This is a genomic window from Bacteroides sp. HF-4919 (assembly GCF_018860125.1).
In genome coordinates, this window is sequence record NZ_JAHKNF010000004.1 from 229,811 (window position 1) to 246,914 (window position 17,104).

Here is a 17,104-nt window from a genome sequence, read left to right on the forward strand (position 1 = left end):
GCTCGTAGCGGATTTTATATAAGTAGGAGTCGGGGGAGGCAAAGGAAGTACCCCCGGATAACTATTTTCACTATAAATGACTATTTTCCGCCGAAAAGTTTTTGTAATATCAGAGTTAATCGTATTTTTGTGTACAATTTTGGTGTAGTGATGACAGAAGAAGAAAAGAAGCTATTAAGTACCTTTGAAGCAAGGCTGCGGCATTTAATCTATCTGCATGATGAATTAAAGCGCGAAAATGCTGAGTTAAAGCAACTTCTCGAAGATGAGAAGTCCGAACTCGAAAAGGTGAGAGCTGAGTACAAAGCGTTAGAATCAAGCTACACAGACCTAAAAACAGCTACGACAATCAGCCTTAACGGCAGCGACGTAAAAGAGACGAAGCTGCGATTGTCCAAATTAGTGCGTGAAGTCGATAAATGCATCGCTTTGTTGAATGAATAACATAAAAAAGGATGTATGAACGATAAAATAAAAATAAACCTGCAAATAGCGGATTCTTATTATCCCCTCACCATTAACCGTGATGAGGAAGAGACCGTAAGGGAAGCGGCAAAGCAGGTAAATATCAGGCTCAATGCGTATCGGGAGCACTATAGGAACTTAGCTCCGGAAAAGATTATGGTTATGGTGGCATATCAGTTTTCACTGGAAAAGCTGCATCTGCTGCAACGTAATGATACCCGACCGTATACGGCCAAGATAGAAGAGCTTACAGAAATGCTGGAAGAGTATTTCAGGAACGAGGAATAACTGTTTCCATTTTTATAAAAGAAAATCCACGCACTGCTAAAGATGCCCGGAAGAAGAAGCTTTCGAGTATTTGGCAGTGCGTTTTTATTTATATTTAAATTAAATTACAATGTTAGTAACAATAGTAGCATCCATTGCATGCTTCATCGTAGGAGGAATCTTATCGTACGTATTGTTTAAGTACGGACTAAAGGCCAAATATGATAATGTCCTGAAAGAAGCAGAGACAGAAGCGGAAGTGATTAAGAAAAACAAACTGCTGGAAGTGAAAGAGAAGTTTCTCAATAAGAAAGCAGATTTGGAGAAAGAGGTAGCTCTACGTAACCAAAAGATCCAACAGGCCGAAAATAAGTTGAAGCAACGTGAAATGGTGCTTAGCCAGCGCCAGGAAGAGATTCAGCGTAAAAGAGCCGAGGCAGATGCGGTCAGAGAAAATCTGGAAGCTCAATTGGGTATTGTAGACAAGAAGAAAGAAGAACTGGACAAACTCCAGCATCAGGAGATTGAGAAACTGGAAGCACTTTCCGGTTTGTCGGCCGACGAAGCCAAAGAACGCCTGGTAGAGTCGCTGAAAGAAGAAGCGAAAACGCAGGCACAGTCTTATATCAATGATATCATGGACGATGCCAAGTTGACCGCAAGTAAAGAGGCTAAACGTATCGTGATACAGTCTATACAGCGAGTGGCCACAGAAACAGCTATTGAAAACTCAGTAACTGTATTCCACATTGAATCGGACGAAATCAAGGGACGCATCATCGGACGCGAAGGTCGCAATATCCGTGCTCTCGAAGCTGCTACCGGTGTTGAAATCGTGGTAGACGATACTCCCGAGGCTATCGTTCTTTCTGCATTCGACCCTGTTCGTCGTGAAATAGCCCGTCTGGCATTGCACCAGTTGGTTACTGACGGACGTATCCACCCGGCACGTATCGAAGAGGTGGTTGCCAAAGTGCGTAAGCAAGTGGAAGAAGAGATTATCGAGACAGGTAAACGTACCACTATCGACCTTGGTATCCATGGATTGCATCCGGAACTGATTCGTATCATCGGCAAAATGAAATATCGTTCGTCTTACGGACAGAACCTGTTGCAACATGCTCGCGAAACGGCTAATCTTTGTGCTGTGATGGCATCCGAACTGGGACTAAATCCGAAAAAAGCGAAACGTGCCGGATTGCTGCACGATATTGGTAAGGTGCCCGATGAAGAACCGGAATTGCCACACGCTTTGTTAGGTATGAAGCTTGCTGAGAAGTTTAAGGAAAAACCGGATATTTGCAACGCTATCGGTGCTCACCATGATGAAATAGAAATGACCAGTCTGCTTGCACCTATCGTACAGGTATGTGATGCTATTTCAGGAGCACGTCCGGGTGCACGCCGTGAAATTGTTGAAGCTTATATCAAGCGTCTGAACGATCTGGAACAATTGGCAATGTCTTATCCGGGTGTGACCAAGACTTATGCCATTCAGGCAGGACGTGAACTTCGCGTCATTGTCGGAGCGGATAAGATAGACGATAAGCAGACGGAAAATCTGTCGGGTGAAATAGCGAAGAAGATTCAGGATGAGATGACCTACCCGGGACAGGTGAAGATAACCGTTATCCGCGAAACACGTGCGGTGAGCTTTGCAAAGTAAAGATTGAAAAAGAAAATGTTTAGGATAAGGGCGAAGCAATTCGCCCTTTTTTAATTCTCCGTTCAACAGTTGTTTTAATATGGATAAAATATGAAGAATTACTTATTTGAGGTTTGTACCAACTCTGTAGAGAGTTGCATTGCTGCACAGGAAGGTGGAGCAAACCGTGTGGAACTTTGTGCCGGTATTCCCGAAGGCGGAACTACTCCGTCGTATGGCGAGATAGCAATGGCACGCGAGGTACTGACGACCACCCGGCTGCATGTCATCATACGTCCGCGCGGCGGTGATTTTCTTTATTCTCCTATCGAGGTAAAGACCATGCTGAAAGATATAGAAATGGCTCGTCAACTTGGAGTCGACGGGGTGGTGTTTGGCTGCCTGACGACAAATGGCGAGATAGACGTACCGGTGATGAAACAATTAATGGAGGCTTCGAAAGGTTTATCTGTCACTTTCCATCGGGCATTCGATGTGTGCCGTGATGCGTCCGAAGCTTTGGAGCAGATAATTGATCTGGGATGCGACCGTATCCTGACTTCGGGGCAACAGGCAACGGCGGAACTTGGAATACCTTTGTTGAAGGAACTCCGTGAAAGGGCGAACGGCAGAATTACTCTCCTTGCAGGTTGTGGGGTGAACGAAAAGAATATCTGCCGGATTGCAAAAGAGACCGGTATTCAGGAATTCCATTTCTCGGCTCGTGAAAGCATTAAGAGCGGAATGGAGTATAAGAATGAGGCGGTATCCATGGGAGGAACTGTCCACATCAGTGAGTATGAGCGGAACGTGACGACAGTGAAACGCGTGAAAGATACGATTGAGAGTATTACTTCTTCTCTTTAAAAGAGTATTTGAGCCGGTTCGAATGGGTGTCGGCCGTTTTTTCGAAACAAACTATCCTTGCAAACTGTTAGTTAGCGAAAAGTATTCACCCGATTAAAATGCTTTAGCTATGATAAAATTGAGATTCAGCTTGTTGATGGCTTTGTTGGTAGTGGCTGTGTCGGTTTTTGCGGATAATGCACCTGCCAAAGTGCAGACAGCCCTGAAAAAAATGTATCCCAAGGCTAATGGAATCGCCTGGTCGCAGGACGGTGGTTACTATTGTGCCGATTTTATGATGAATGGTTATGAAAAGAATGTCTGGTTCAATGCACAGGGACAATGGCAGATGACGCAGACAGAGTGGGGAGATACCGATGAACTTTCTGCCACGGTATATAATGCGTATGCTTCCGGACCCTATTCCGGCTGGCAGGTAGAGGACGTCACTTACGTAGAATTTCCGAAATGGCAACCGATTATTGTCATTAAGGTGGGACAGCAAAATGTAGACATCCAGTATCAACTGTTCTATAGTCCGAATGGGACATTGCTGCGTACTCGCAATGTGAGTTATATGGATGATATATTGGGACCCGGTACTTTTTTGTAGCTTTCTTCATATTATGGATTTACGGGTGGATGGAAGGAGTCCGAATATCTTTCCATTCACCCGTAAATGCTTGTTCTTTATCCCATAAACCAAACGGCTTTTCGTGGCATCAGCTTATAAATTAGTGCAGTAAATGCCCAACTGCAAAGGAATATGCAGATAGCCATCAGTGGAACCTGCAAAGGGATGGGCAATGACGAAGGTCCTATTAAAAGGAAGAAGGGACCTACGACAAAATAGTGTACCATGTAGATGCCGAAACCACACTGGGTCATATTGGCCAATACTTTAATGACAGTAGAGTTGGTGATGACAACCTTTTGTAATAGTAAGAAGGTAGCCAAAGTCATTAGTAGCACATTGGGGCTGCAGAAGGTAAAGAAGAGTTCCATCTCCGTTTCCGTCGCATTGGGATTTGACGCTGTGGTGCTGAACCCTGTATAAGTGATATAATATCCGACGGCAAACATGAGTATGCAGAGTATGAATGTTTTCATAAGGCTCCAGTCATTTCCTTTTTTGACATAATGCCCCAGTAATAAATAGCCGTTGAATCCGGCAAAGTAATAGAAAAGCCCGAATTCATTCCACGTGTCCGTGCCAAATACATATCCGCTTCTTTCGAACAAACAATTGGCAACATACTCTTTCAAATAAGGGATGAAGAGTGAGATAATCCATATCAGGAGAAAAGCTCGTTTGGTCTTTCGGTCGGCATTTTCTATCCATGCCGAGAAGAATGGCATGTAGAGATACAGACCGATAAGTAGATAGATATACCACATGTGGTTCTCTTTATGGCTGAAGTTGAATGGAATCATTGCCACATCTTTAAGAGAGTCTATCAGGCTTTGTGATTCCTGCCCTTGTGTATAGCAAAAGAAGTCACCAATGATCTCTTTCGGTAGTCCGAGTATGCCTGTAAACCAAGGGAACATACTATACAACACCGACCATATAAGAAAAGGGAACAAAACACGGTAAATGCGCTTTTTGTAGAATTTACCCAGTGGTTGTTTTTTTACAGGGAGCAGAAGTAGTCCGGTCATCATAACAAACAAAGGGACCGACGGGCGGAGGAGTGAACCGTAAATTGCTGCCCAGTGCGTGTATTCGGGGATTGCCCGCATCGTGGGTGAAATGTAAAAAGGATCGATGCAATGAACACCTATGACCATTATCATTGCAACGCAACGGATGACGTCGAGCCAGACAATACGATTGTCGGAGATAGAGTTTTGAATCATGATATTTTGTGTTTTAAGTTTCGGGCAAAGATAGGAAGAAAACAGGGCGGATATGTGGAGAATCTGACCATTTAAAGATAATATCTGGTCAAATTGTCTTTAATTGACTACTTTTGCATTCGATATAGAATGTATAAAATTAAAGATAATATTTATGTTGAAGATATTAGTGACTTATGCCGTACAAGGCGAATTTACAGAAATCAAGTGGCCCGAGGTGGAGGTATATTATGTACGGACAGGCATTGGAAAAGTGAAAGCGGCTTTTCATTTGGCGGAAGCCATTCAGCAGGTGAAGCCGGATATTGTGATCAATCAGGGAACAGCCGGAACTATTAATCATCAGGTGGGGGATGTTTTTGTCTGCCGTCATTTTGTCGATCGGGACATGCATAAGATGACCGGATTGGGAATGGAGTGCCACATTGATTCGTCAGAGTTGCTTGCTGCCAGAGGCTTTTGCCGGCACTGGACCGAATCGGCAACTTGCAATACCGGTGATAGCTTCCTGACCGAACTGACGGATATTGAAGGGGATGTGGTAGATATGGAAGCCTATGCACAGGCCTTTGTGTGCAGGGCTAAGGAGATTCCTTTTATTTCGGTGAAATATGTTTCGGATGTGATCGGGCAGAATTCTGTGAAGCATTGGCAAGACCGGCTGGAAGATGCTCGTGCGGGATTGTCTCACTTCTTCAATGTTTTGAAAGAAAGTATATGATAAGTCACTCCTACGGCTATCAGGAAGAGGAGTACTTTGACCCAAACCAACGGAATCAGGAAAAAAATGCAATAAAGCATCGTGCCCCACATTAGCAGGAGTGAGATGATTTTAGCGCGTAAAGGGATTGCCTTATTTTCACGGAAGTTACGTATATAGGTACCGAAATATTTGTGATTCAGCAGCCATTGGTATAGGCGCGGAGATCCTTTGAAGTAGAGGGCGGCAGTGAGCAGCAAGAAAGGAGTAGTGGGTAACAATGGCAGGAAAATACCGAGAATGCCAAGTCCCAGTGAAAGAGTACCTAATATAATACAGATCGTTTTCATTCCGCAAAAATAGGAAAAATAACTTTTCTCGCTGAATGAAAACTATCTTTTGTATTATCTTTGTAGCCGCACCGAGGTGACATTAGGTGTAGTAACCATTAATAATACATATAACGATGTTTACAGTAATTAAACGAATGGAAATATCGGCTGCACATAAGCTGATTCTTCCGTACCGGAGTAAATGCGCCACTCTTCACGGTCACAACTGGATTATCACTGTCTATTGCCGTTCAGAACGGCTCAACTCGGATGGAATGGTAGTGGATTTTACCCAGATAAAACAGACCGTCAAGGAAAAACTGGATCACCAGAATCTGAATGAAGTACTTCCTTTTAATCCCACGGCGGAAAATATTGCCCGTTGGGTATGCAAGCAGATTCCACAGTGTTATAAGGTAGAGGTACAGGAGTCGGAAGCAAATACGGTGATTTATGAGAAAGATTAACGAGATTTTTTATAGTTTACAGGGAGAGGGGTATCATACAGGTACCCCTGCTGTTTTCATACGTTTCTCAGGGTGTAATCTGAAGTGTGACTTTTGTGATACCCGGCATGAAACCGGTGAAATGATGACAGACGAAGAAATTGTAAATGAAGTAAAGAAGTATCCGGCTGTCATGGTGATTCTTACTGGGGGAGAGCCTTCGCTTTGGATTGACGATGCCTTTATCGATTTGTTGCACGGGGCGGGCAAGTATGTGTGTATCGAAACCAATGGAACGAAACCTTTGCCTGCTGCTATCGACTGGGTAACTTGTTCGCCTAAGCAGGGTGTCAAATTAGCTTTAAACCGGATGGATGAAGTTAAAGTTGTTTACGAAGGACAAAATATTGACGTTTATGAACAGCTTCCTGCCGAACATTTCTTCCTTCAGCCTTGTTCTTGTAATAACACCGCAGAAACGGTGGATTGCGTGATGCGACATCCCAGATGGAGACTTAGCCTGCAAACGCACAAACTGATAAATATTTTGTGAGCTACGGAAGCTGATACGAGGGCTGCATGTCATAAGCTGTGCATTATGAGTGGCTTTGCTGTCCCCGTACGTATTTCATTGTTGATAACTCGTGGCTTATGACTCGTGACTTGTAACTAATTAATGATATATTATGAAAGTAGGTTTGTTTATCCCCTGTTATATCAATGCCATCTATCCGCAGGTAGGGGTGGCATCATATAAATTACTGAAGAGCTTAGGGGTGGATGTCGATTATCCTCTTGATCAGACTTGTTGCGGACAGCCCATGGCAAACGCCGGTTTTCAAGATGAATCTTTAAAGATGGCTATCCGTTTCAATGATTTATTTCAGAAGTATGATTACATTGTAGGCCCGTCTGCCAGTTGTGTGGCTTTTGTGAAAGAAAACCATCCCGGTATTTTGGCTAAAGAGGGTCATCAATGCCAGAGTGCAGATAAGATTTACGACCTCTGTGCCTTTATTCACGATGTGATAAAACCTACGAAAATCCCTGCTCGTTTTCCCCATAAAGTCAGTATTCATAACAGCTGTCACGGTGTACGTGAACTTTTTCTATCTGCTCCGAGTGAATTGAACATACCTTATTTCAATAAATTGCGCGATTTGCTCCAGATGGTCGAGGGGATTGAAGTGTTTGAACCCAGCCACGTGGACGAATGTTGTGGTTTCGGCGGTATGTTTGCAGTCGAAGAGCAGGCTGTATCCGTCTGCATGGGACGTGATAAGATACGGCACCATATGGAGACTGGTGCCGAATACATAACCGGAGCCGATAGCTCCTGTCTGATGCATATGCAGGGTATCATTGAGCGTGAACACCTGCCTATCCGAATTATTCATGTTGTAGAAATATTAGCATCACAATTATGAGTACCAAGCATGCAAAAGCTGCCGAGAAGTTTCTGGAAAATCCGGTGATGGCAGCATGGCACAATGAGACCCTTTGGATGGTCCGTGCCAAAAGAGACAAGATGAGCAAGGAAGTACCCGAGTGGGAAGAATTGCGTGACAAGGCATGTGCGTTGAAACTTTATTCCAACAGCCACCTTGAGGAACTCTTGCTGGAATTTGAGAAAAACGCCACAGCCAACGGAGCCATCGTTCATTGGGCAAAGGATGCGGAAGAGTATCGTGCCATTGTTTATGAAATATTGAGCAGTCATGGAGTGAAACATTTTGTGAAAAGCAAATCGATGTTGGCGGAAGAGTGTGAACTAAACCCGTTCCTGATAGAGAAAGGAATAGACGTTGTGGAGTCTGATCTCGGAGAGCGCATTCTTCAGTTGATGAATCTGGCGCCAAGTCATATTGTGCTTCCGGCTATTCACATCAAGCGTGAACAGGTGGGAGAGCTGTTTGAAAAGGAAATGGGAACGGAGAAAGGTAATTTTGATCCTACTTATCTGACCCATGCCGCTCGAAAAAGCTTGCGGAACATCTTCCTGAATGCGGAAGCTGCCATGACGGGAGCCAACTTTGCCGTAGCATCCACTGGAGATATAGTGGTTTGCACGAATGAAGGAAATGCTGATATGGGGACATCGTGCCCGACACTGAATATTGCTGCTTTCGGTATGGAGAAGATCGTGCCGGATATGGAGGCTTTGGGAGTGTTTACCCGTTTGTTGGCGCGTTCGGCAACAGGGCAACCTATCACTACCTATACCTCTCAATATCGCAATCCCCGTGAAGGAGGCGAATATCATATTATCATTGTAGATAACGGACGAAGCGCTTTGCTTGCCCATCCCGATCATATCAAGACTTTGAATTGCATCCGATGCGGTGCTTGTATGAATACTTGTCCGGTGTATCGTCGGAGCGGGGGATATTCCTACACCTACTTTATTCCCGGTCCTATCGGTATCAATCTGGGTATGGCACATGATCCGGAAAAGTATTATGATAACCTGTCAGCCTGTTCGCTGTGTATGTCTTGTTCGGATGTTTGTCCGGCAAAGGTAGACCTGGCTGAACAGATTTATAAATGGCGGCAGGATCTGGATAAGATTGGAAAAGCTAATACGGGTAAAAAAATAATGTCCGGTGGGATGAAAGTATTGATGGACCATCCGGCTCTATTCAATGCGGCTCTTTGGGCTGCTCCGGCAGTTAACCATTTGCCGCGTTTTATCAAATACAATGATTTGGATGCCTGGGGTAAGGGTCGCGAACTGCCAGAGTTTGCCAGCGAACCGTTCAACGAGATGTGGAAGAAAAATAAAGTGCAAGGAAAGGAGGAAAACAAATGAGTAGTAAAGAAGAGATATTGGCGAGTATCCGTAAAAATACGAAGAACCGTTATGAATACCCTGATTGGCAAATCAAAACCACTACTTATCCGGATGTGGTTGCCAAATTCTGCGAGATGAGTTTTGCCGTCGGAGGTGAAGCTATTGTATTGGGGGAGGGAGAAGATATCAATGCTGTCATCCGTCGTACTTACCCTGATGCTGCCAGTATTGCTTCCGATCTGGAGGAAATCACCTGCGCTACATTCAATCCTGATTTGCTGACTCGCGCACAAGATCTGAATGGAACCGATATAGCTGTTGTTAAAGGCGAAATTGGGGTGGCCGAGAATGCAGCTGTCTGGATTCCCCAAACGGTGAAGTACAAAGCGCTCTATTTTATAGCCGAAAAACTGGTGATTGTTTTGGACAAGAACCGTATTGTGAGCAATATGCATCAGGCTTACGAGCTGATAAAAGATGAAAAATATAAATTTGGTACATTTATCTCCGGCCCTTCAAAAACTGCTGATATAGAGCAAGCGTTGGTGATGGGAGCGCACGGTGCGAGAGATGTATTGGTAATATTGAAGTGATGAGGGAATGTTTATCTGTGGTGAAACAGATTTCTGCAATATCCTCTTATACAAATATATGTTTGCAAATAAAGTAAAGAAAGTGGCTGCCATTCACGACCTTTCCGGTATGGGAAGGGTTTCTCTGACAGTCGTAATTCCTATTCTGTCGTCTATGGGGGTTCAGGTATGTCCGTTGCCTACAGCGATCCTTTCTAATCACACGCAATATCCGCATTTCACTTTTCTTGATCTGACGGATGAAATGCCTCGTATTATTGCCGAGTGGAAACGTTTGGAGGTGGAGTTCGATGCTATCTATACCGGTTATCTGGGATCACCCAGGCAGATTCAGATTGTATCTGACTTTATCCGTGATTTTCGCCGGAAAGATAGCTTGACGGTGATAGATCCTGTCTTGGGAGACAATGGTAAACTCTATTCAAATTTTGATGAAGCGATGGTGGCAGAGATGCAGCAGTTAATCACACATGCCGATGTGATAACCCCCAATCTGACGGAACTTTTCTATCTGCTCGGCCGTCCGTATAAAGAGACCAATACCGATCAGGAATTAAAGGATTATCTGCATAGCCTGTCGGAAAAAGGGCCTGAGGTGGTGATCATAACCAGTGTGCCTGTGTTGGATGAACCTCACAAAACTTCGGTTTATGCTTATAACCGGACAGGAAATCGCTATTGGAAAATCACTTGCCCTTATCTGCCTGCCCATTATCCGGGTACGGGAGATACATTTACGAGTGTCATTACCGGAGCTTTGCTGCAGGGAGACAGCCTTCCCATTGCTTTGGATCGTGCTACCCAGTTTATCCTGCAGGGAATTCGTGCCACTTTCGGTTATGAGTATGATAACCGTGAAGGTATTTTGTTAGAAAAGGTACTCCATAATCTTGATATGCCAATTCAGAGTAGCAGTTACGAGCTGATTTAAATGTTTCCGGAGTACATCTATTCATAAAAAAGCACTGCTCCAAAAATGAAACAGTGCTTTTTGCCCTTTAAAGATGCATCTTTTTTATTTTACTTCTTCACCTTTTTCGTTCATTACTACAGTTGTCTCTTTACCGTCTTTCTGTGTAACGACTACTTTGTAGAGTTTGCCGTCTTCTTTAGCTGTTACTGATGCTTCTTTGATAGTCGATTCAGGATAAGCTTTTCCGAGGGCTTCGGTTACTGCTGCAGGGAGATCTTTTACTTCAATCTTTGTATACTCGTCTTGTGGAGCCTGTGCAGTCGTTACTACTGCGTTAGCGTTTTCTACGTTCTGTGCGAATGCTACTGAGCTACCTAATCCCATAACCAATGCTATTGCTACTAATACCTTTTTCATAATTGTAAGTTTTGAGTTAATAAATGAGGTTTGTTTTTCTGTAAGCCGTTTGCTTACGATAATAGTAGTGCAAGCGGTGTGCCAGAATAAAGGCATATGTATTATTCTGCTGATTATTAGATTGTTATATTCAAAGGTCTAAACCTCAATCTGTGGAAATTGGGGTTTTGGGGTGTGGATAACGTGGAAAACTTCCACAGTATCAGATACCTTTGGCAGTTTCTGCGAGCCGTATAAATTCTCTTTTATATCCCTTTTCGTCGTTTTCCAAGCCGGTCTTTGCCAAAGAAATCACTTTGTCATAATTGGCATTTCCCTTGAATTCAGAATCTCTCAGCAGTTGTCCGAACATGGCTACTGCGGCTGCGAAACGAAAATCGGCGGAAACCCGGTTGTTTTTAGAGTCAGTCAACGCCTGTTCTATCTTTTTGCTGGCATTGCCGTCCGGTGTTTTGTAGCGTAGTTTGACGGTTAGTAATTCATTAGAGTCGTTGACAGAGGTGGCAGTCTTTTGTTTCTTCTGATATTTCAAATCGTCCACTTTTCCGGTAAAATCACTTTTTACCCCTACAGGAATCACTTCATAGAAAGTTGTGACTGTATGTCCGGCTCCCATTTCTCCTGCATCTTTTGTGTCGTTGTTGAAGTCTTCATCTGCCAGCAAACGACTTTCATAGCCAATCAACCGATAGGCTTGTACCTGTGTCGGGTTAAACTCCACTTGTAGTTTTACGTCTTTGGCGACCGTATGTAAAGTTGCTCCGAACTCGTTCACCAATACCCGGTTGGCTTCTTGCAGATTGTCGATATAGGCATGATTGCCGTTTCCCTTTTCGGCAAGAGTCTGCATCTTGCTGTCTTTATAGTTTCCCATCCCATATCCTAATACGGTGAGGAATACACCGCTCTTACGTTTTTGCTCAATCAGTTTCTCCAGTTCCTGATCCGATGATACGCCCACATTGAAATCACCATCGGTACAGAGGATGATGCGGTTATTGCCACCGGTTATAAAGTTTTTCCGGGCAATTTTATAAGCCAGTTTAATTCCTTCTCCTCCCGCTGTAGAGCCTCCTGCCTCCAGTTCGTCAATGGCTTCGCGTATTTTCTGTTTATCGCTTCCCGGTGTGGATGCCAGTTTCTCTCCGGCAGCGCCCGAATACACCACGATTGCTACTTTATCTTTATCTCTCAGATTGTTAACTAATAACTTTAATGATGATTTTACCAGATCCAGACGTTCGGGACCATACATCGAACCGGATACGTCGATCAGGAAGATTAGGTTCGAAGCAGGTAAGTTTTCGGTAGGAATTTCTTTTGCTTTCAATCCGATGCGGACTAACCGATGCTGTTCGTTCCAAGGACAAGTACCTATTTCTGATGTGATTCTTACCGGATCGTTCCCTGTTGGTTGTGCATAATTGTAAGAGAAGTAGTTTATTAATTCTTCTGTACGGATGGCATCAGCCGGAGGTAGCTCTCCTTTATTAAGGAATCGGCGCATATTGCTATATGAAGCTACATCCACATCGATCGAGAAAGTAGATAGCGGATTATCCCACACTTTCTTAAATCCATTTTCCTGTATTGCTTTATATTCTTCGGCAGACATCCCTACGTTGTATAACAGGCTGTGGTTCATTGCGATGGGGGTAGCACCGCAAATCATTTTTTGTGTTTCTACCCCATAACCTATCACTACGCATTCTTCCAACTGTTGTGTATCCGTTTCCAAGGCGACATCTAAACGGGCAGAAGTCACTTTTATTTTTTGAGTGCGATATCCTATGAAAGAGAATACTAAGGTTGCTCCTTTGTTTGCACGAATGGAATAGGTACCGTCTGTGCCGGTAATGGTTCCGTTCTGTGTACCGTTTATTACAACGGAGCAACCGGCCACCGCTTCTCCGCTTTCAGCGTCTGTAACTATACCTTTTACTATGAAAGGCTGTGCACTGACTGCTCCCCATGAAATTACTGTCATTAGCAGTATAAGCATCAAAGCTCTGAATTGATTCGTTTTCATACTTTTATTGTTTTAAGTGGATAAATTTGATTCCTTGTTTTACTCAATAGATGCAATTCTCTTATAGATTCCATAAATAGATTCCTCTTTTTTTTAACTTTGCAAAAAAAAATCCTGTTTTTCAGAAGAAACATATCGGAACAGACGGACGAGGAACTATTGCAGCATTATATGAAGTCCGCTAAAACAGAGTATTTCGGTGAACTTTATAACCGTTATATTCCGTTGTTGTATGGCGTGTGTCTGAAGTATCTCAAAGATGAAGCCCGGGCTCAGGATGCGGTGATGGAACTTTTTGAAGATTTGCTTCCTAAAGTCACCCATTATGAAATAAAAACTTTCCGGACCTGGATATACCGGGTAGTAAAGAATCATTGCTTGCAAATATTACGGAAAGACTCTAAAGAGATTTCATTGGATTATACTGTTCATATTGTGGAATCCGATGAATTTTTGCATCTTTTATGTGAAGAGGAAAGTAATGCGGACCAATTGGAAGCTTTGCATCATTGTCTGAAGAAACTTTCTGAACCCCAACGCGTCAGCATACGGCATTTCTTTATAGAAGAAATGTCTTATGCCGATATAGTTGCGCAAACCGGTTTTACGCTGAATAACGTAAAGAGCTATATCCAGAACGGAAAACGTAATTTGAAGATTTGTATTAAAAATCAGCTTAAGGAATGAAACTATTAGACTACATACGGGGAGCCCGCAAAGGAAAAGAGGCGCATCGGCTGGAGAAAGAGGCTATGCGTGATCCTTTTCTGGCCGACGCGCTCGAAGGTTACAGCCGTGTAGGGAATGGAGCCGACGAGCAGATTGAGGAGTTGCGCCGTCGGATTAGAGCCCGTGCTGTGCGAAAGCGTAACCATGCTGTGGTCTGGAGTATCGCCGCCAGCCTGCTGATTGGAGTTTGTATCGGCTCTTATTTCCTTTTTCAGGAGAAACCTTTGTCGGATGAAGCACGGATGGCAATGGAACAAGCGGTTCATCCGAAACCCTTGTCGGTATATGAGGAAGAGAAGAAAGATGAGTTGGCTGAGGCGGTAATAAAGGATTCGGCAGGCCCGTCGAAGAAATTGATTTCAGAGAATAAGAAGAAAAAAATGCTTGCGCCTTCATCTGAAGTTCCTCAAGTAATGACTCAGGAGTTGATGGAAGAAGCGCTGGAAGCCACCATTGACGACGAACCTTCGGCTATGGACAAAAAAATGGTTATGAGAGCTTCGGTGGCTAATGATAGTAGTTTTAACGCTAAAGTGGCTGTTGTTGGTAAGGTGCGTGGTAAAGTGACCGATCCCAGTGGTGAACCTCTTGTTGGCGCCACAGTCAGGGTGAAAGGGACTAATCAGGGGACTATCTCAGATGAAAATGGTGATTTTACTTTAAAGACAGATGGGAATCGGGAACTTTCAGTCGATTATATCGGTTATGAATCTGTTGTCCTTCCTGTTGATACGACTAAAGATTTATTGATAGCTATGAACGTAGATGATGCTACACTTGACGAGGTTGTAGTGGTAGGATACGGTTCGCAGCCGAAGAGTAGCGTTACAGGTGCTATAACGAGCTTAAAGATGTCAGGTACACCGCAACCGTCTATAGGGCGAAAAGCTTTTCGGGGGTATCTGAAAGAGAATCTGGTGCATCCTTCCGACAAAGAGTGTGCACGTGCCAAGGGAAAAGTGATTCTTACTTTCCGGGTAGATAAGGATGGACGTCCGGAATCCATTAGTGTTAAAAAGGGACTTTGTGCTTCGGCCGATAAAGAGGCCATTCGTCTGATTGAAGAGGGACCTGACTGGACTATTGGTGATGAACCGGTAGAGGTGAGTATCCGTTTCTGATAAACGAAAATCCCGCTTAGGTCACCTGACTTAAGCGGGATTTTTTTTGCACGGGAGGAGAGGCTCGAACTCCCGACACCCGGTTTTGGAGACCGGTGCTCTACCAACTGAGCTACTCCCGTGTTTGCGGCTGCAAAGGTAGAATAAACTTCTGAATTGGCAAGCTTTTATGCAAAGAAGTTGCTAATTATTTTAATTTTTCCCATTCTTCGGGTTTGAAGCCTACCAATACGAAATGGTCTGTTACTACTAATGGCCGTTTCACCAGTTTGCCGTTAGTGGCCAAAAGGGCGATCTGTTCTTCTTCGGTCATTGTCGGGAGCTTGCTGCTGAGCTTCAGCTCTTTATATACTACTCCGCTGGTGTTGAAAAACTTCTTAACGGGTAGTCCGCTCAATGGAATCCAGGCTTTCAACTCCTCTGTCGTGGGATTATCTTCCACTATAAGGCGGTTGGTATACTCAATTTTGTTTTCCGTCAGCCACTTTTTGGCTTTTTGGCAAGTACTGCATGCAGGATATTGCAAAAAAAGAGGTTTCATATTTATTCTATATTAAGCATTTGTAAATCTTGATACATGACACGGTAAGCTGCCGCTTTTTTATCCAGTGCCAATGGGTATGCCCGTGAAGAAGAAGGCATCCGGTATAGTCGCATCGGACGTCCTTCAAAAACAAATTCAGAGAAATCTCCCACTTTGGGTTCTCTCACTTCGAATTGTGTCCGGAGAGTGTCTGTTGCCTTTTGTCCTGTTGTGACGATGGCTTTGCATTCCGGAATTAACCTGAGGAGCCGGCTTATGTCAGTGGGCTGCACCACTTCCAGAAACTTATCGGAAGCATTGTCCTGTAATCGTCGGATGGATGATGCGGTATCGAACAGTGCTATTCCTTTGTCGTTAAGGAAGTCTGTTATCCGTTCACGACAAAAGGCCTTCCTGTTTTCGTTCAGAAAATAATCCTTGTTGTTGAAGAATAAAAGTCCGACGATTCTCCACATATCATTGTTCAGGTTCGGGTAATAAAAATCCATTGACCATCGCTTTTTCTGGGGCGGAAAACTTCCCAGCATCAGCAATCGGGCATTGGCTGGGAGAAAAGGTTCTAACGGGTGGTTTTCTATTTCTATGTCCATTATTCGCTATTTGATTGGGAACAAAAATAGTGATAATATCTATTTTATAGAAACGTACTCCCACGATTTTTAATTACTTTTGCGCCTTAATTCAAAAAACATTCAACATGAGAAGAACCGCTATTGCTATTTTCTGTCTGTTTATCTTGTCTGTCGGCGTCGGGTTAAAGGCACAGAACATCCAGTTGCATTATGATTTTGGACGTTCTTTGTATGATAAAGATTTAAAAGGTCGTCCTGTACTAACCTCTACTGTGGAGAAGTTTCATCCCGACAAGTGGGGAAGCACTTATTTCTTTGTCGATATGGATTATACCTCGGACGGAGTGGCTGCCGCTTATTGGGAAATAGCACGTGAATTGAAATTCTGGAAGAATCCATTTTCGGTACATGTGGAATATAACGGTGGACTTGCCAAAGGTTTTTCTTATAATAACGCCTATTTGGGTGGTGCAACATATACTTATAATAATGCTTCTTTTTCACATGGATTTTCATTGTCGGTCCTGTATAAGTATATTCAGAAACATCGTTCTCCCCATAACTTCCAGTTGACCGGGACCTGGTACATGAATTTCAGCAGGAACCTGCTTACTTTCTCCGGATTTGCTGATTGGTGGCGCGAAGAGACGGCTTATGGCAAAACGATTTTTCTTACCGAACCTCAGTTTTGGGTGAATCTGAACCGTATAAAAGGTATCAGTGACAAGTTTAATCTGAGTGTAGGTTCAGAAGTTGAGCTGAGTAATAATTTCGGTGGACGCGATGGTTTTTATGTCATCCCTACACTGGCGCTAAAATGGACAATAAACTAAA

General features: G+C 43.6%; 21 protein-coding genes and 1 tRNA gene. 15 read left to right on the forward strand and 7 right to left on the reverse strand.

The genetic code is table 11. The features are described from left to right. The first annotated feature begins 150 nt into the window (after nt 1–150). The 5 genes from KO473_RS09065 to KO473_RS09085 all read left to right on the forward strand — a co-directional run bounded on the left by KO473_RS09065 (nt 151) and on the right by KO473_RS09085 (nt 3,836). Complete coding sequence (locus KO473_RS09065; RefSeq protein WP_032537687.1) at nt 151–444, forward strand: hypothetical protein; 294 nt, start codon at nt 151–153, stop codon at nt 442–444. A 15-nt stretch (nt 445–459) separates the two neighbouring features. Then, nucleotides 460–753 (forward strand): cell division protein ZapA, encoded by a 294-nt coding sequence (locus KO473_RS09070; protein ID WP_122130316.1) that lies wholly within the window; start codon nt 460–462, stop codon nt 751–753. Between the two features lie 109 nt (nt 754–862). Further along, entirely contained in the window at nt 863–2,398 is a 1,536-nt protein-coding gene (rny, locus tag KO473_RS09075) for a ribonuclease Y (protein WP_005790424.1), read from the forward strand. Nucleotides 2,399–2,488: 90 nt separating this feature from the next. Next, nucleotides 2,489–3,244: a copper homeostasis protein CutC gene (locus KO473_RS09080; RefSeq protein WP_005781035.1), complete on the forward strand. Its 756-nt coding sequence runs from the start codon at nt 2,489–2,491 to the stop codon at nt 3,242–3,244. 109 nt (nt 3,245–3,353) lie between these two features. Next, nucleotides 3,354–3,836: a PepSY-like domain-containing protein gene (locus KO473_RS09085; protein ID WP_005781034.1), complete on the forward strand. Its 483-nt coding sequence runs from the start codon at nt 3,354–3,356 to the stop codon at nt 3,834–3,836. Nucleotides 3,837–3,913: 77 nt separating this feature from the next. Here KO473_RS09085 and KO473_RS09090 read toward each other — a convergent pair whose 3' ends face one another. Further along, nucleotides 3,914–5,083, reverse strand: coding sequence for an acyltransferase (locus KO473_RS09090; protein WP_005781032.1), 1,170 nt, complete (start codon nt 5,081–5,083; stop codon nt 3,914–3,916). A gap of 154 nt (nt 5,084–5,237) precedes the next feature. Between KO473_RS09090 and KO473_RS09095 the strand changes: the two genes are divergently transcribed. Then, nucleotides 5,238–5,804 (forward strand): MTA/SAH nucleosidase, encoded by a 567-nt coding sequence (locus KO473_RS09095; protein ID WP_005781031.1) that lies wholly within the window; start codon nt 5,238–5,240, stop codon nt 5,802–5,804. Here KO473_RS09095 and KO473_RS09100 read toward each other — a convergent pair. Further along, nucleotides 5,771–6,133, reverse strand: a complete 363-nt coding sequence (locus tag KO473_RS09100) for a YbaN family protein (RefSeq protein ID WP_005781029.1) — start codon at nt 6,131–6,133, stop codon at nt 5,771–5,773. The two genes, KO473_RS09095 and KO473_RS09100, sit on opposite strands and share 34 nt — an antisense overlap. Nucleotides 6,134–6,249: 116 nt before the next feature. Here KO473_RS09100 and KO473_RS09105 point away from each other — a divergent pair, with 116 nt between their 5' ends. The 6 genes from KO473_RS09105 (at nt 6,250) to KO473_RS09130 (ending at nt 10,876) form a co-directional block, all read left to right on the forward strand. Beyond that, nucleotides 6,250–6,582 (forward strand): 6-carboxytetrahydropterin synthase, encoded by a 333-nt coding sequence (locus KO473_RS09105; RefSeq protein ID WP_005781027.1) that lies wholly within the window; start codon nt 6,250–6,252, stop codon nt 6,580–6,582. Next, complete coding sequence (locus KO473_RS09110) at nt 6,569–7,114, forward strand: radical SAM protein (RefSeq protein ID WP_005781025.1); 546 nt, start codon at nt 6,569–6,571, stop codon at nt 7,112–7,114. The genes KO473_RS09105 and KO473_RS09110 overlap by 14 nt, the downstream gene beginning before the upstream one ends. A gap of 133 nt (nt 7,115–7,247) precedes the next feature. Continuing rightward, a complete protein-coding gene (locus KO473_RS09115) occupies nt 7,248–7,988 on the forward strand; it encodes a (Fe-S)-binding protein (protein ID WP_005781023.1) in 741 nt (246 codons plus the stop codon). Then, nucleotides 7,985–9,370: a lactate utilization protein B gene (locus tag KO473_RS09120; RefSeq protein ID WP_216035104.1), complete on the forward strand. Its 1,386-nt coding sequence runs from the start codon at nt 7,985–7,987 to the stop codon at nt 9,368–9,370. Before KO473_RS09115 ends, KO473_RS09120 begins: the two co-directional genes overlap by 4 nt. After that, on the forward strand, nt 9,367–9,945 hold the full coding sequence (locus tag KO473_RS09125) for an LUD domain-containing protein (RefSeq protein ID WP_005808111.1): 579 nt from the start codon (nt 9,367–9,369) through the stop codon (nt 9,943–9,945). The genes KO473_RS09120 and KO473_RS09125 overlap by 4 nt, the downstream gene beginning before the upstream one ends. 58 nt (nt 9,946–10,003) lie before the next feature. After that, the gene (locus KO473_RS09130; protein ID WP_032537554.1) at nt 10,004–10,876 is read left to right on the forward strand and encodes a pyridoxamine kinase; all 873 of its coding nucleotides are present in this window, start codon (nt 10,004–10,006) and stop codon (nt 10,874–10,876) included. Nucleotides 10,877–10,960: 84 nt separating this feature from the next. Here KO473_RS09130 and KO473_RS09135 read toward each other — a convergent pair whose 3' ends face one another. Together KO473_RS09135 and KO473_RS09140 are read right to left on the reverse strand one after the other, a co-directional pair. Continuing rightward, nucleotides 10,961–11,275 carry a hypothetical protein gene (locus KO473_RS09135; protein ID WP_032537553.1) on the reverse strand — a complete coding sequence of 105 codons (315 nt, stop codon included), beginning with the start codon at nt 11,273–11,275 and terminating at the stop codon, nt 10,961–10,963. 202 nt (nt 11,276–11,477) lie between these two features. Next, on the reverse strand, nt 11,478–13,304 hold the full coding sequence (locus tag KO473_RS09140) for a VWA domain-containing protein (RefSeq protein WP_005821535.1): 1,827 nt from the start codon (nt 13,302–13,304) through the stop codon (nt 11,478–11,480). 111 nt (nt 13,305–13,415) lie between these two features. Between KO473_RS09140 and KO473_RS09145 the strand changes: the two genes are divergently transcribed. Next, nucleotides 13,416–13,991: an RNA polymerase sigma factor gene (locus KO473_RS09145; protein ID WP_032537686.1), complete on the forward strand. Its 576-nt coding sequence runs from the start codon at nt 13,416–13,418 to the stop codon at nt 13,989–13,991. Beyond that, nucleotides 13,988–15,154: an energy transducer TonB gene (locus KO473_RS09150; RefSeq protein WP_005821530.1), complete on the forward strand. Its 1,167-nt coding sequence runs from the start codon at nt 13,988–13,990 to the stop codon at nt 15,152–15,154. The genes KO473_RS09145 and KO473_RS09150 overlap by 4 nt, the downstream gene beginning before the upstream one ends. A 49-nt stretch (nt 15,155–15,203) precedes the next feature. Here KO473_RS09150 and KO473_RS09155 read toward each other — a convergent pair. The 3 genes from KO473_RS09155 to KO473_RS09165 form a co-directional block, all read right to left on the reverse strand. Beyond that, a tRNA-Trp gene (locus tag KO473_RS09155) sits at nt 15,204–15,276 on the reverse strand. A gap of 65 nt (nt 15,277–15,341) precedes the next feature. Then, nucleotides 15,342–15,695 carry an arsenate reductase family protein gene (locus tag KO473_RS09160; RefSeq protein WP_005781008.1) on the reverse strand — a complete coding sequence of 118 codons (354 nt, stop codon included), beginning with the start codon at nt 15,693–15,695 and terminating at the stop codon, nt 15,342–15,344. 2 nt (nt 15,696–15,697) lie between these two features. After that, nucleotides 15,698–16,288 (reverse strand): uracil-DNA glycosylase family protein, encoded by a 591-nt coding sequence (locus KO473_RS09165; RefSeq protein ID WP_005781007.1) that lies wholly within the window; start codon nt 16,286–16,288, stop codon nt 15,698–15,700. A gap of 107 nt (nt 16,289–16,395) precedes the next feature. Here KO473_RS09165 and KO473_RS09170 point away from each other — a divergent pair, with 107 nt between their 5' ends. Next, entirely contained in the window at nt 16,396–17,103 is a 708-nt protein-coding gene (locus KO473_RS09170) for a DUF5020 family protein (protein ID WP_005821528.1), read from the forward strand. Nucleotide 17,104 lies beyond the last annotated feature (1 nt).

Excerpts from the sequence above, each read along its gene's own strand:
- KO473_RS09065 (WP_032537687.1), top strand. The coding sequence starts at position 151 with ATGACAGAAGAAGAAAAGAAGCTATTAAGTACCTTTGAAGCAAGGCTG.
- KO473_RS09070 (WP_122130316.1), top strand. The coding sequence starts at position 460 with ATGAACGATAAAATAAAAATAAACCTGCAAATAGCGGATTCTTATTAT.
- rny (WP_005790424.1), top strand. The coding sequence starts at position 863 with ATGTTAGTAACAATAGTAGCATCCATTGCATGCTTCATCGTAGGAGGA.
- KO473_RS09080 (WP_005781035.1), top strand. The coding sequence starts at position 2,489 with ATGAAGAATTACTTATTTGAGGTTTGTACCAACTCTGTAGAGAGTTGC.
- KO473_RS09085 (WP_005781034.1), top strand. The coding sequence starts at position 3,354 with ATGATAAAATTGAGATTCAGCTTGTTGATGGCTTTGTTGGTAGTGGCT.
- KO473_RS09090 (WP_005781032.1), bottom strand. The coding sequence starts at position 5,083 with ATGATTCAAAACTCTATCTCCGACAATCGTATTGTCTGGCTCGACGTC.
- KO473_RS09095 (WP_005781031.1), top strand. The coding sequence starts at position 5,238 with ATGTTGAAGATATTAGTGACTTATGCCGTACAAGGCGAATTTACAGAA.
- KO473_RS09100 (WP_005781029.1), bottom strand. The coding sequence starts at position 6,133 with ATGAAAACGATCTGTATTATATTAGGTACTCTTTCACTGGGACTTGGC.
- KO473_RS09105 (WP_005781027.1), top strand. The coding sequence starts at position 6,250 with ATGTTTACAGTAATTAAACGAATGGAAATATCGGCTGCACATAAGCTG.
- KO473_RS09110 (WP_005781025.1), top strand. The coding sequence starts at position 6,569 with ATGAGAAAGATTAACGAGATTTTTTATAGTTTACAGGGAGAGGGGTAT.
- KO473_RS09115 (WP_005781023.1), top strand. The coding sequence starts at position 7,248 with ATGAAAGTAGGTTTGTTTATCCCCTGTTATATCAATGCCATCTATCCG.
- KO473_RS09120 (WP_216035104.1), top strand. The coding sequence starts at position 7,985 with ATGAGTACCAAGCATGCAAAAGCTGCCGAGAAGTTTCTGGAAAATCCG.
- KO473_RS09125 (WP_005808111.1), top strand. The coding sequence starts at position 9,367 with ATGAGTAGTAAAGAAGAGATATTGGCGAGTATCCGTAAAAATACGAAG.
- KO473_RS09130 (WP_032537554.1), top strand. The coding sequence starts at position 10,004 with ATGTTTGCAAATAAAGTAAAGAAAGTGGCTGCCATTCACGACCTTTCC.
- KO473_RS09135 (WP_032537553.1), bottom strand. The coding sequence starts at position 11,275 with ATGAAAAAGGTATTAGTAGCAATAGCATTGGTTATGGGATTAGGTAGC.
- KO473_RS09140 (WP_005821535.1), bottom strand. The coding sequence starts at position 13,304 with ATGAAAACGAATCAATTCAGAGCTTTGATGCTTATACTGCTAATGACA.
- KO473_RS09150 (WP_005821530.1), top strand. The coding sequence starts at position 13,988 with ATGAAACTATTAGACTACATACGGGGAGCCCGCAAAGGAAAAGAGGCG.
- KO473_RS09160 (WP_005781008.1), bottom strand. The coding sequence starts at position 15,695 with ATGAAACCTCTTTTTTTGCAATATCCTGCATGCAGTACTTGCCAAAAA.
- KO473_RS09165 (WP_005781007.1), bottom strand. The coding sequence starts at position 16,288 with ATGGACATAGAAATAGAAAACCACCCGTTAGAACCTTTTCTCCCAGCC.
- KO473_RS09170 (WP_005821528.1), top strand. The coding sequence starts at position 16,396 with ATGAGAAGAACCGCTATTGCTATTTTCTGTCTGTTTATCTTGTCTGTC.